This window comes from Lachnoclostridium edouardi, from assembly GCF_900240245.1.
Taxonomy (GTDB): Bacteria; Bacillota; Clostridia; order Lachnospirales; family Lachnospiraceae; genus Lachnoclostridium_A; species Lachnoclostridium_A edouardi.
Map to the genome: position 1 here is coordinate 956,230 of NZ_OESQ01000001.1, position 13,676 is coordinate 969,905.

Annotated in this window: 12 protein-coding genes, 1 pseudogene and 1 riboswitch; of the genes and pseudogenes, 1 reads left to right on the forward strand and 12 read right to left on the reverse strand. The window is 41.1% G+C overall.

The genetic code is table 11. From position 1 onward, the window contains the following. Positions 1–144 precede the first annotated feature (144 nt). Positions 145–954, reverse strand: coding sequence for an amidohydrolase family protein (locus C1A07_RS04480; protein WP_101876042.1), 810 nt, complete (start codon positions 952–954; stop codon positions 145–147). Between the two features lie 248 nt (positions 955–1,202). Here C1A07_RS04480 and C1A07_RS04485 point away from each other — a divergent pair. After that, positions 1,203–2,789 (forward strand): annotated as a pseudogene (locus C1A07_RS04485) (transposase). Positions 2,790–3,013: 224 nt separating this feature from the next. On the opposite strand, the gene C1A07_RS04490 reads toward C1A07_RS04485, so the two are convergent. The 11 genes from C1A07_RS04490 to C1A07_RS04540 form a co-directional block, all read right to left on the reverse strand. After that, positions 3,014–3,229, reverse strand: coding sequence for a hypothetical protein (locus C1A07_RS04490; protein ID WP_101876043.1), 216 nt, complete (start codon positions 3,227–3,229; stop codon positions 3,014–3,016). A gap of 135 nt (positions 3,230–3,364) precedes the next feature. Then, positions 3,365–3,877, reverse strand: a complete 513-nt coding sequence (locus C1A07_RS04495; RefSeq protein WP_101876044.1) for a ferritin — start codon at positions 3,875–3,877, stop codon at positions 3,365–3,367. A 179-nt stretch (positions 3,878–4,056) separates the two neighbouring features. Next, a complete protein-coding gene (locus C1A07_RS04500) occupies positions 4,057–4,710 on the reverse strand; it encodes a hypothetical protein (RefSeq protein WP_101876045.1) in 654 nt (217 codons plus the stop codon). Between the two features lie 86 nt (positions 4,711–4,796). Beyond that, positions 4,797–6,179 (reverse strand): alanine/glycine:cation symporter family protein, encoded by a 1,383-nt coding sequence (locus C1A07_RS04505; protein WP_101876046.1) that lies wholly within the window; start codon positions 6,177–6,179, stop codon positions 4,797–4,799. 149 nt (positions 6,180–6,328) lie between these two features. Next, positions 6,329–6,425, reverse strand: a riboswitch (glycine riboswitch). 187 nt (positions 6,426–6,612) lie between these two features. Beyond that, positions 6,613–7,404 (reverse strand): RnfABCDGE type electron transport complex subunit B, encoded by a 792-nt coding sequence (locus C1A07_RS04510; RefSeq protein ID WP_101876047.1) that lies wholly within the window; start codon positions 7,402–7,404, stop codon positions 6,613–6,615. A gap of 15 nt (positions 7,405–7,419) precedes the next feature. Beyond that, positions 7,420–8,010 carry an electron transport complex protein RnfA gene (locus tag C1A07_RS04515; protein WP_101876048.1) on the reverse strand — a complete coding sequence of 197 codons (591 nt, stop codon included), beginning with the start codon at positions 8,008–8,010 and terminating at the stop codon, positions 7,420–7,422. A gap of 12 nt (positions 8,011–8,022) precedes the next feature. Beyond that, positions 8,023–8,844, reverse strand: a complete 822-nt coding sequence (rsxE, locus tag C1A07_RS04520; RefSeq protein WP_101876049.1) for an electron transport complex subunit RsxE — start codon at positions 8,842–8,844, stop codon at positions 8,023–8,025. A gap of 11 nt (positions 8,845–8,855) precedes the next feature. Next, a complete protein-coding gene (locus tag C1A07_RS04525; protein ID WP_101876050.1) occupies positions 8,856–9,473 on the reverse strand; it encodes an RnfABCDGE type electron transport complex subunit G in 618 nt (205 codons plus the stop codon). A gap of 1 nt (position 9,474) precedes the next feature. Then, on the reverse strand, positions 9,475–10,485 hold the full coding sequence (locus C1A07_RS04530; RefSeq protein WP_101876051.1) for an RnfABCDGE type electron transport complex subunit D: 1,011 nt from the start codon (positions 10,483–10,485) through the stop codon (positions 9,475–9,477). A 16-nt stretch (positions 10,486–10,501) separates the two neighbouring features. Then, the gene (rsxC, locus tag C1A07_RS04535) at positions 10,502–11,827 is read right to left on the reverse strand and encodes an electron transport complex subunit RsxC (RefSeq protein ID WP_101876052.1); all 1,326 of its coding nucleotides are present in this window, start codon (positions 11,825–11,827) and stop codon (positions 10,502–10,504) included. Between the two features lie 812 nt (positions 11,828–12,639). Next, positions 12,640–13,659 carry a DUF6612 family protein gene (locus tag C1A07_RS04540; RefSeq protein WP_101876053.1) on the reverse strand — a complete coding sequence of 340 codons (1,020 nt, stop codon included), beginning with the start codon at positions 13,657–13,659 and terminating at the stop codon, positions 12,640–12,642. Positions 13,660–13,676 lie beyond the last annotated feature (17 nt).

Here is a 13,676-nt window from a genome sequence, read left to right on the forward strand (position 1 = left end):
TTATAAGATTTGTCCTCCAGGACGTCTCTTATCTTATACCTTGAACCAGGTCCACGGTCAATATGCCGCAGGAGATTGACATACTATTGTAAGCAGTCGTAAATTTTATTACGAAAATGGATAATTTTGTAAGATCTCAGTTTTTCAGCACTTGCCCATATAAATATTCTCTGCATTTTTCCAGAAAACATTATCCCAATACTTTTTGGGCACCAGTCTTTTTATAAATTCCACATACTCTTCCAAATTTACAAGAGGCCAGTCTGTGCCGAACATTACTCTGTCCCATGCATTAATATATCCCAGCCATGCCTTTACCATATCCAAATAACCTGACTGGTCTATAAATAATTGATCTATATTTACCCGTCCCTCTAAAAGACCCGACAAATCCACTGCCACATTTTTGTTTTTGCTGATTACTGCGGCTGCATCTGCCAGCCAGGGATTTCCGAAATGGCACATGACGAAACGTACATCTGGATTTTCTGCCGCCGCATTGTCTAAGGTTAAGGGATGGCTGTAGCAAAGCCTGGCATCAGGGCTGGCTGTCTCCCCCATATGGACGGCAACAGGCTTATTATACCTTCTGGCCAGCCGGTAAACCGGGGCATACATTTTGTCATAAACATACACAGGATTGTATCCGGGATAAAGCTTGATGCCGCAGCATTCTGTTCTCTGTAAATGAGCCTCTATTAAGCTTAAAGAGCTTTCTATATTATTATTTTTTAAATATACCTTATCTAAACCTACACAATATTTCAGCATTTCAGGGTACTGGTGGTTTTCCAGATCTAAAGACCTGTTCCCCATAACAATGCCCCCTGCAAATCCCAGCCTTTTGTATTCACTTCTCAAGTGCTCATCTGTATTTAAATGGCCTGCCTGTTTGGCTATTTCATTAAAATAAGGCTCCTGTACAAAATGCAGATGAGCGTCAATTATTTTCACATAAATCACCCCTTTTCTATATTATACAAAAAAGTGTGCGCCTTGCGCACTGGTGTAGCTTTCCTATAAAGTAATAAAGTGTGCGCTGCAGCGCACACTGGTGCCGGAGCGCGGTTGCTTTAGCAGCCAATTTCCTTAGGCGCGGAGTGCGCATCCATAGCGGAGCGTTTTTATCGGGGCTGTAAAAAAACAGCTCTAAAAAAACGCTGAGGTCGTGAGATTTCAGCGTTTTTTTGGTATAATTAATTATGCGACTAACTAAAAATACCAATAATAATTATACTGTAAGACAATTAAAATTACCATTAGAAATTGAAAAATTAATTGATATTTCTGATCCTGTATATACTTTCTGCGAAGTAATGGATCACATTGACCTATCAGGATATTTTGTAGAGAAGGGATACAAAACAGGTCGTCCAAGATGTGATGAACAAAAACTCCTCAAAGTAATACTCTTTGCTTTTATGGAACACGGAATCTGTTCTCTGAGAAATATTGAAAAACTCTGTAGAAATGATATCCGATACATGTACCTGCTTGATGGCATGAGACCCCCTTCCTTTGTTACTTTCGGCAACATCATCCGAAATGAACTTACAGATTCAATCGAACAGATTTTTTTGGATGTGAATACTTATATTTTTGAAAAAAACCAGGTGGATCTGGAACATACTTATATCGATGGTACTAAAATAGAGGCGAATGCGAATCGATATACCTGGATATGGAAAAAATCTTGTACAAAAAATCGAGATAAGGTTTTTAAAAAGATTTCAATGCTGATCGAGGCCATGAACCAAAACGTGTTAAGCTATTTCGGTGTAAAGCTTCAAAAGAGGGAAGAGTATGCCATTGATTATGTTTGTGAACTGTTGGAAATGTACAAAAAAGAAACAGCTCTGAAGGAGTCCTCGTTTGTTTCCGGCTGTGGTCACAGAAAAAGTATTCAGCAAAAACAGTATCAGGAATTGCAGAGATATCTTGAACGCTTGAAAACATATGCACATCATATAGAAATCTGTGGAGATGAAAGAAACAGTTATTCCAAAACAGACCATGATGCCACATTTATGCGTTTAAAAAGAGATTACATGGGAAATGATCAGCTGCTTCCAGCGTATAATCTCCAGACTGCTGTCTGTGATGAATACATTGCGGCAGTAGATGTAAAACACTATGCATCAGATATGGAATGCTTTGTTCCGCTGATGGAGAAATTTAATGAAATGTACGGACATTACCCCAAATATCCAGTTGCCGATGCGGGATATGGTTCTTACAATAACGATCTTTATTGTGAAGAGCATGGGATGGAAAAGTATATGAAATTCACTATGTTCAAGAAAGAAACAACAGATAAGAAATATCATAAAGACCCATATCGTGCTGTAAACTTTGGAAGGGATGAATCTGGGAACCCGATCTGCCCAAATGGCAAGAGATTTTACTTTAAAGGCAAACGTCATGTTTATAAGAATAAATATGGAAGAACAGAAGAACTCTATGAATGTGAATCTTGAGATGGTTGCCAGCATAAAAAAGAATGCAGTTCAAAGGCCTCTGGTAATCGAACAATTCGCATGAATCAGGAATTGACAGCCATCCATCAGGAGGTGATCAAAAATCTTGAAACCACCCAAGGAAGTCTTTTAGGAATGAATCGAAGTATTCAGGCAGAAGGAACATTTGGGATTTTAAAGTGGGATAAATCTTACAAAAGATTATTTCGGAGAGGCGAGAAAAACGTAATACTCGAAGTCACATTGATTTCGTGTGGCTTTAACCTTTATAAATATCATAATAAAAAGCGAAGAAAAGAAATAGTTGCTTAAAATGTAAAAGTTATACATATAGCTTTATTAAGTGTACGTTTTTTTACATATAAGATCAGAAATCATGTTCATATAACAGATATTGAAACAAGGAATCGCCAGAACCGGCATTTGCCGGAACTGGCGATTCCTAATTAAGGACTTATTTTACAGCCCCGATAAAAATAATGCTGCCGGCCCTTTTTCAGACCGGCAGCAGCGCTGTAAAAATAACTGTCAAGGTATTAATTTCCTCCGGGACCGTCCCGTCTCTCCCGTTTATCAGGAATCTCCAACTTTCCCTTAATATCACAAGGCATAGTATCGTTCATATCTGCCCTGTTGGCGTAGCGGTCTTTGTCATCATAATTGATTTCAGCCGCTACTTCTGGATTGTAAGTTAAATCAAAGGTATTAATTCCCGCCAGACTTCCGTTGTTTTTATATTCTCTCTCCTGCATGGCTTTTCTCCTTTCTCCAAAGATTATGGGAAGCTAACATGCCTCCTGTATTCTTATTTTCTGCAGATCAGATAAAAATAACCATAAATCTTTGTGAAAGCGCCTAATAGTGCAGGAAAAATAAACCTTTTCTAATTAAAGAACTAAAGATGGCGCTGTATATACTCTGGCGCTTAATTCATTGTCCAGCATATAAAGGCTTTTTACATCGTCTCCGAATAATTCCATTTTTTTGATCAGGTCAGATGCATTTGTCTCCTCTTCGCCCTGCTCTTTTACAAACCAGTCTAAAAACTGCATGGTGCGGAAATCTTTTACTGAATATGCAGCATCGTAAATATTGTGAATTAAGCTTGTAACATATTCCTCATGCTCTAAACCAGCCTTTAAAGGGGACATTCTGTCTCTTAAAGCAACTCCTGGTTTATCTATTGCCTCTAAGGTTGCTTTTTCTCCATTGTTCTGAAGATACTGGATAAACAGCATAGCGTGGTCTCTTTCCTCCTGCGCCTGCACTCTGTACCAGTTGGCAAATCCCTTCAGACCTTCATCCTCATAAAAATTAGCAAAATCCAGGTAAAGGTATGCGGAATAAAATTCTTTATTAATCTGTGTGTTTAACAGTTCTGCTACTTTTGCGTTTAACATGATCCTCTCTCCTTTTATCTTTCATTTTCTGCCTGATTAAAGTCAGGAAAGAAACAATATACTGCCTATTTAGTATAATCTGAAATTCCGGAAAATTCAATGTATACCTGATAATTTTCCATGAAGGTCCGCCAAATATATAAAAAGTGTGCACCAAGGCGCACACTTTTGTTTCTTTTTTATTCCAGACCTGTCAAATCAATCATAGCGTCTGTCAGTCCTGTCAGCTCATCCTCAGGAATGCCGTATACGTCTCCCATCAGCTCTACAGAAACCTCAATAGTCTGCTTCTCACCATATGCAGCGTTCGCAACTCTGTCTGCCAGAATGTCGTACATGATGGAGAATACTTTTTCCATAACTTCTTCCTCAGTTACGTCGGCTCCGCTTGTCATTAATTCTGTCATGTAAACAGTAGCCTCTTCCTGAAGTTCTTCAGTCATTCCCTCAAAAACTCCTGTAATAGGCTCTACTTCTACAGGTACAACAAAGGAATCCTTAGCGTCGCCTTTTTTAGCCTCACCTACAGTATATTTTGTTTTTTTCAGAAGGTCTTCCATTAATGCAGCATACTGTCCCTGAAGGTCCTCTGATAATCCTAAAGAATCAAATGCTGACAAAAATTCCTCTGTACCACTTTCATAATCTGCAATCGCCTGCTCCTCTGTACGTCCTGTCAGCTCCATATACTTAGCTGTTTCCCCACGTGTAGAAAGATCCAGGCAAGCCTTTACATAGCCGCTGGCATCAAACTTCTTGCTGCATCCTGCAGAAAGCAGCATCACAGCAGCAAGTGCAACGCCCATCACACGTTTTAAGATTTTTGTTTTCATTTCCTTTTCCTCCTATATATAAGCAATTAATATGATAATCTTATAAAATATAAGCTTATTTTCTGGCTATTGTATCACACTTTCCTTTAATTCTCTATACTTTCTTTGTTTTTTAAAGCAAACTTTTTGTATATTTTTACAACTGCCCCTGAAAGCAGCCATAAGGCAATGGCATTAGGGATTACCATAAGGCCGTTGAAAAAGTCGGACATGGCCCAGACTAAATCTACTTTTAAAGCAGATCCTACTAAAACAAAGCCTACTACAAGAAGGGAGTATACTTTTTCTGACTTTTCTCCAAATAAGTATTTCATGTTTACCAAACCGAAAAAGTGCCATCCTAATATAGTGGAAAAAGCAAAAAACAACAGACATATCGCTACAAATACAGAGCCAAAGGCTCCAAAGCTGGTGGAAAAAGCGGCCTGAGTTAAGGCTGTGCCAGTTTTTCCTGAGTCTAATACGCCTGTAGTTAAAATAGAAAATACAGTTAAGTTTAAAATTACAAAGGTATCTATAAAAACACTGATCATAGCGGCCAGCCCCTGCTTGTGAGGGTTTTCAGCCTTAGCTCTGGCGTGAGCATGAGGGGTGGAACCCATACCTGCTTCATTGGAAAAAAGTCCTCTGGCCACGCCATACCGAATAGCCTCACGAATTGTAATTCCAGCTCCGGCTCCTACTACTGCAGACGGCTGAAAGGCTCCTACAAAAATCATTTTAATAGCTCCAGGCAAAGCGTCTATGTGCAGGCCAATTAAAGCCAGGCTTCCTACAATATAAATTCCTGCCATTAAAGGCACAATTTTTTCTACCACCTTTGCAAGTCTTTCTACTCCTCCTAAAAATATGAAGGCTGCCACAGCTGCTAAAACCACGCCGATTGCCACTGCAGGCACCTCCAACCCAAAGTCAGCAAATACTTCTTTAAATGCAGCTCCAATAGAGTTAGACTGCACCATATTCCCTGTAAAGCCCAGGGCAAATATTATAAATACTGCAAAACAGCCTGCTAAAGCCTTTCCCCATATACCTTTTAAGGCTGCTCTCATGTAATATACAGGCCCTCCTGTAACCTCCCCATGGCGTACCGTTTTATATTCCTGGGCTAATACGGCCTCCGCATAAATAGTGGACATTCCAAAAAATGCGCTGACCCACATCCAGAAAATAGCCCCAGGCCCTCCGCTGATTAAAGCTGTGGCAGCACCTGTAAGATTTCCAGTTCCCACCTGGGCGGCAATAGCAGTAGCTACTGACTGAAAGGGAGTCATTTCCCCCTTTTTCCCGCCTTCATGTTTTGCAAACATCTGTCCAAATACAAGCTTAAAACCTTCCAAAAACTTTCTTACCTGAATAAATTTCAGCCTGACAGTAAAATAACATCCTGTGCCGCACAGCAGCACGATTAAAATTACATTCCACAAAAAATTACTTGCATTTTCCACCAGATGATTTAAAGCTTCCATTTTCTCTTCCTCCTGAACAATTTGTTCTTAATTTCTACAAGCCCCGGCCTGTGGTTCTGTCCGTTTACAGTAAACACTTGTCTTGTCATACCGCACATTCAGGGCAAACAAAAAAAGCTGATATAAATATATCAGCTCTCTGAGAAAGTACACATAACCCTGTCCTTTTGCCTGAGAGATTGGCAGGTTCTTCTTCCCTGCCGTACACCTTCGGCGCTCTAACTGAGACTCTCCAGAGAGATTATTTCTGTCCTTTAGAAATAACTGGTTATTACTTTATCACATGATTCTTTAGAATGCAAGAGTTTTTAATCAAGAAGAAATTTTGACTATACTTCTTAATTTAATAACGAAAAAATAGATTTTATAAAACACGCCATAGACAATCAACATTACACTGATCATCTATGGCGCATTTTTAATTTCTTATTTATTACAGAATAACCTTAGTTGGACACTTAGCTGCACACTTACCGCAGTTTGTACATTTCTCATAGTCAATAACTGCTACGTTATTGTCCATATGAATAGCATCAAACTCACACTGTTTGGTACACAAAGTACATGCAATACAGCCGTTGTCGCATTTTGCCTTTACATCTTTGCCCTTATCATGGGAAGAACACTGTACTAAATGCTCTGCCTTATATGGTACCAGTTCAATCAGACGGTTCGGACAAGCTGCCACACAGGCTCCGCAGGATACACATTTTTCCTTGTCTACCACTGCCACTCCATCTACAATGTGAATAGCGTCAAACTGGCAAACCTTTACGCAGGAGCCGTATCCCATACATCCGTATGTACAAGCCTTTTCTCCGGCGCCTGGAACAACGGACATCTTTTTACAGTCTGCGATTCCGTGATAATTGTACTGTACTCTTGTTTTGTCACATGTGCCTTTACATTTAACAAAAGCCACTTTCTTCTCAGAGCTGCCTGCTTCAATTCCCATAATTGCCCCGATTTTCTCAGCTACCGGAGCGCCGCCTACAGGACAAGCGCCTACGTCTGCCTGACCTGCGGCGATTGCTTTGGCTAAGGCATCACATCCTGCGTAACCGCAGCCGCCGCAGTTATTTCCCGGCAGCTCATCACGGATCAGGATTTCTTTTTCATCAACTTCTACTTTAAACTTTTCACTGGCAATTCCCAACAGAACGCCAATCAACAAACCTACAATACCAACGACTGCTGTTGCAGCCACAATAGCCATTACGTTCATCCTTCGTCTCCTCCCTTAAATTAATCCGGAAAATCCGAAAAATGCAATTGCCATCAAACCAGAGGTAATCAGGACAATCGGTGATCCCTTAAAGGTATGAGGAATATCATTGTATTCGATTTTCTCGCGGATACCTGCCAGCATAACAATTGCCAGAAGGAAACCTACAGAAATACCAACGCCGTTTACAATTCCCTGAATAATTGTGTACTCCTGTGTCACGTTATTCAAAGCTACGCCTAAAACTGCACAGTTTGTAGTGATCAAAGGCAGATATACGCCTAAAGACTCATATAATGCTACCATATTTTTCTTTAAGAACATTTCTACAAACTGAACTAAAGCTGCAATTACCAGAATAAACACGATTGTCTGAAGATATGTCAGATCCATTCCTAAAAGTCCTTCTGGTGTCAGGAAAAACTTGTATACTAATCCTGTTACTGCTGAAGCAATAGTAATAACGAAAAGTACGGCTGCCCCCATTCCTGCTGAAGTCTCTACCTTTTTAGAAACTCCAAGGAAAGGACAAAGTCCCAGGAACTGGCTGAGAACAACGTTGTTTACCAGGGCGGAGCCGATTGCAATTAATAATAATTCTTTCATCTATCTGTCCTCCTATTCCTGTCCCTTGTTTTCTTCAGCAGCTTTCTCAGCCGCTGCTTTTGCTGCCGCCGCCTTAGCTGCCGCTGCTTTTTCAGCTGCCGCTTTCTTGGCTGCTAAAGCTGCCGCCTCGTCTGCTTTTCTCTTCTCTTCCAAAACCGCATGGTTAGATGTGCAGGCAGAGCCGGAGCAGTGCATACAATCTCCGCCGCATACCAGCTGAGACTTAGGCGCGTCCCCGTTTGTAGCTGAAGGAAGTTTAAACTTGTTCTGCAGAGCAGTTAAGCCTGCCAGTACAAAGAATGCTCCTGGAGCCAGTACAAAAATAGAGATGTTGTAGTCTGCAGGCACAAAGCTCATTCCAAAGAAGGCTCCTGAACCTAAGAACTCGCGGACAATACCGATACATGTAAGACCTAAAGTAAATCCAAGTCCCATACCTACGCCGTCAAAAGCAGAGGAAATAGCGTCATTTTTAGAAGCGTATGACTCTGCACGGCCTAAAATAATACAGTTAACAACGATCAGAGGAATGTAAATACCAAGGGAAGAATACAAGCTTGGCACAAAACCCTGAATTAACAGCTGAACAACAGTAACTAAACTTGCTACAATAACAATAAACGCCGGAATACGCACTCTGTCAGGAATAATGTTGCGCAGGGCGGCAATGATTAAGTTTGAGAAAATCAAAACGGCTGTAGTAGAAAGACCCATGCCCAAACCGTTAATAGCTGATGTTGTAACAGCCAGAGTTGGACACATACCTAACATCAGGATAAAGGTAGGGTTTTCTTTGATGATGCCGTTATAAATACGTTCCATACATTTATTCATACTCCCACCTCCTACTGTGTTACGCAGTTTTTAGCAAAGTAAACTGCTGCGTTTACTGCGTTTGTAACTGCGCTTGATGTAATTGTGGCGCCGCTCATAGCGTCGATTTCGTTATCAGAAGCAGCTCCTGCTTTTGTAACAGTAAAGGAATCCACATTTTTTCCGTTAAACTGATCTTTAAAACTTGGATTCTGAGCATTCATACCAAGACCTGGCGTCTCGGCCAGTGACAAAAATGCAATAGATGTTACAGCGCCCTGGCTGTCAATACCTACAGTAATTTTAACTTCACCGCCGTAACCGTCTTTAGATGTAGAGTTTACTACATAGCCAATTTCTGCTCCGCTGCCGTCTACAGCCTTTGCGGCGCTGTCAACATATACGTTGCCAAACTGGCCGGACATGCCTGCTAAATCACTGTTGGCCTTTTCTACTGCTGCCTCCAGTCCGTCTGACGGGAAGTCTGCCGCCTCTGGAAGAACAGCCTGATATGCCGCTATCTGAGCCGCTGCATTTGCCTCAGCAATAGGACCTTTTGTTACCTGATAAACGGCGCCTAAGCTTAATCCTGCCACCAGTGTAATTACAAACAGGATGATGGCGTCTTTCATAAATCCACCTTTTTTCATCTTATTTGCCCTCCTTTCCAAATGCCTTAGGAAGGGTTACTTTCTCAATCAGCGGCACTACCATGTTGGAAATAATAATTGCATAGGAAACGCCTTCTGCAGATCCGCCCCACAGACGGAAAATGCCAGTGAGAAGTCCTAACAGCACGCCGAACAGAATTTGTCCCTTTTCTGTAATAGGGCTTGTTACATAATCTGTAGCCATAAAGAACGCGCCGAAGATTAAACCGCCGCCGCATACCTCAGCCAACACATATGCAGGATTCATTCCGCCGAAAATAAACATAAATACTGCAAATGTTAAAATGTATGTAGCCGGAATTCTGATGGAAATAACCTTTTTAGCTAACAAATAAATAGCTCCGATTAAAAGAGCGATTACAGAAGTCTCGCCAAAAGTACCTGTAATATTACCTACAACCATAGCCGGAAGGTCTACTGCATTTGCAGCAGCTGCCGCTCCGCCCTCTGCTGCAGCTGTTCTCATAACTGCCAAAGGTGTTGCCCCTGCTATGGCGTCCATAGCCTTAGGGTCAGCAAAGTTGCTTACCTTGCCTGCAAAGGAAATTAAAAGGAAGCATCTGGCTGCCAAAGCCGGGTTCATCCAGTTTTGTCCTAAGCCGCCGTACAGCTGTTTTACAATAATAATTGCAAATATACCGCCCAGCATAGGAATCCAGATATTAGACCACTGGAACACATAAGATTTTGTCTCTGCCACATATTTTAATAAAAGTCCGCATGGCATGTTAAGGGCCAGAATCATACCTGTTACCAGGGCGCTGCCGTCTGAAACAGTAATAGGTTTCTTCATTCCCTTTTCATATAAATACTCACTGAGCACACATGCCAGTACTGTTACTACTAAAGTTACTAATGCACTAATTCCGAATCGGTATACACCATACGCAGCTGCTGGAAGCATGGCAATCGCCACGTCAAACATAATAGACTGTGTAGTAATCTTGCTTCTCACATGCGGGGATGATGATACGTTTAATAATTTATTCATTGTTTACTCTCCCCTCCTACGCTTTCTTTCTGCGGTTTGCAGCAACTGTCCGGCGCATCTCTTTAAATGCCTGAGTCAGAGGTCTCTTAGCCGGGCAGATAAATGTACAGCTTCCGCACTCCATACATTCCATGCCGTTAAGTTTCTCAAACAGCTGGCAGTCATTCCGCTCTGCCGCGTCCATCATCATCTGAGGAACAATATGGCTTGGACATACGCTGATACATTTTCCGCAGCGGATACATGGAGTCTCCGCGTTAGCGGCAACCTCGTCTTTTGTAAGGCAGGTAAGGGCGGAGGAATTTTTCACAACAGGAACGTGAAGATCAAACATTGCCTGTCCCATCATAGGGCCGCCGTTAATAATCTTCTCAGGCTCTGTCTTAAAGCCTCCCGCTGCTTCCAAAACCTCTTCATAATTAGTGCCCAGCTTTACGCTGAAGTTTTGAGGATTAGCAATCGCGTCTCCTGTAACTGTGACAATTCTTCTCATAAGAGGAGTTGATTTACAGACAGCCATATAAATAGAAATAACTGTATCAATATTGTCAACTACACAGCCTGCATCCGCAGGAAGCATAGAAGAATTTACCTTTCTGCCTGTAATAGCATAAATCAGAGAACGCTCGCCTCCCTGAGGATACTTTGTAAGTAATGGACAAACAGAAATTCTAGGCTCGTCCTTTACCATCTCAGTCAGCTTCTGAATTGCTTCCGGCTTATTGTTCTCAATGCCGATTACGCCCTTCGCGTTTTCAAACAGCTGAAGAATAACCTTTAAACCGCCGATAATTTTTTCAGGCTCCTCTAACATCATACGATAATCGGATGTTAAGTAAGGCTCGCACTCTGCGCCGTTTACCAGCACATAATCAATTTTAGAATCATCCTTTGGCGTCAGCTTTACATTAGTAGGGAAGCCTGCTCCGCCTAAGCCTACAATACCTGCTTCTTTTACAATGTCACGGATTTCCTGTTTGGAAAGCTTAGTGTAATCTCTGTCGTCCCCCAGACCTTCCACTGTTTTGTACTCTCCGTCGTTTTCCACAATAATGGAGTTTACCATGGCGCCGTTTGCAACTCTTCTAGGCTCAATTCCTTTTACAGTGCCTGATACAGAACTGATAACATTAGCAGAAATAAAGCCGCCGGCCTCTGCGATCTTCTGGCCTGCCAGGACGTGATCCCCCTTGGCAACCAACGGATTTGCTGGCGCGCCGATGTGCTGTGACAGTGGAAATACCATCTCTCCCTTAGGCATCAGCACCTGTACCGGCTTACTCTCTGACAGTTCTTTTCCCTCATAAGGATGAATACCGCCTTTAAATGTAGCCAATCCCATCTAACTAACCCTCTTTCTTTCACATTTCATTTGTTTGGTCAAAACTATTCCGTTTCGCCATCTTGTACAGTATAACATAATTTATGTCGGTACTCAAATGTTTTTTTTATATTGTATACAGTATTTTTATAGGAACATTGGCAATATTTTGTCTGTAATTTACTATTTTCCGGCAAATAATCGTTATTTTTTAAACAACCTTGTACAAGAAAAAAAACAATTATTTTTTAAACAAAAATTTCTTTTGAAATAATCCTTCCAATATCCTTTCAAATGTCCTTTTCAGCCTTCTTTTTTACAGCTTTTCCCCTGAAATACTTCTAAAAACCTATATCTGGCTCCTGAATTTTGTTATATAAAAATTGTGAATTTTTTAATCAGCACACAAGGTAATTATACAAAATTTATAATTTCTTAATAATTATTTATTAAAAAAATTAATGTATACCTACTACAAACATGGCGAAAAAACTTTTTAAAAAATTTTTTTATTTTTTTGCAATAAAATATAAAACCTGTGCATTAACATATTGAACGGATGAAAAACGTTTCTAAAAGACAGCAGTATTAGAAAAGCAAACAAAAACATCACAAATTAAAAACCAACGAAATTTCCATGCATTACATTCATCACACATTACACCGCTTTTCTGAATACAAGCCTTCTGGAGGGAATGTATTTTCAAATTTACAACCTAACTGGCAATTAGAGTTTGTAATCGAATTCAGAAAAGGGCTTGGCAGGCAGTATGTCGACACTGCGCTGTCAAAGCCCTTTTCTATTTTATCTTAATTTTTTGCCTTACATTTTTCTAAATAGCCGTATAACCATCTGTAGCAGGCAGAGCAAAATCTACAGGCTGTCCTGGATTAGGATAGTGAAGCACAGCGTGAATATCCATATTTATGGTTTGAGAATCTCCTCCGCTGTATACAGTCATACTCATTTCTATATTTACCTTGTCCCTGGAGGATAACCCGTTGTCTGTCAAAATACTTTCCCCGTCTGCAGAGCTGATATAAACGTCTATATTTCCGCTGCTTCCCAAAATACTGTTCATCTGGCCCATTACTTCTTTTATCAGACTGTTTAAACGCTCTGTGTTCATCTGATAATAAATAACTTGTTCCCCATCCTGCTGCCACAGCTCAATATTGCTGATATATTCAGCCCCGTCTCCAAAATTGGCTGTTCCCATTTTCATTTGGCTCATCATCTCGTCCAGATTCATGGGGGACTTCATCTTTTCTCCCATCATATCCATATAATACCAGCCATCTGTATAAAAAGCGCTTAATGTCATCTGCTGGCCTAAAAGCTCCATGTCCACGTCCATTAAATACTTCATATTACCTGAAACTATGCCTTTAACTTTCATGTCCATATACATATTCATGTCCAGCCTATCAGAGCTTCCTGGAACTGTCATTCCCAGCTGATACTCTACATTGGCCAAAAGACTGTCCAGACTATTTACCTTTTGCTCCATGTTATTGTAAATTGCCATGGCCTCAGCCCCGTTTGCCAAAAGCTCCCCTGTGCGCTTTAACTGTACTTGTCCGTTTTCTGTCCAGGCCCCTGTATCGTCCACCCAGTAGCCTTCCACATACTCGTTGGCCTTCATATATCCGTTGGCGTCAAAGTAATAGCACTCTGCCAGCCTGTCCCCGTTTCCGTCCAGCCACATCCAAGTATTTTCCGGCTGTGAGCCATCTTCATTTTGCCACCGCCAGCCGCCGCTGTCCTGCTGCCATCCAGCTGCAAATGCAGGAACCACCGTTATAGCTGTTAATACTAGTGTTGCCCCTAATAGTTTTTTCCACCCTTTCATAAAATACTCCTTTCTCC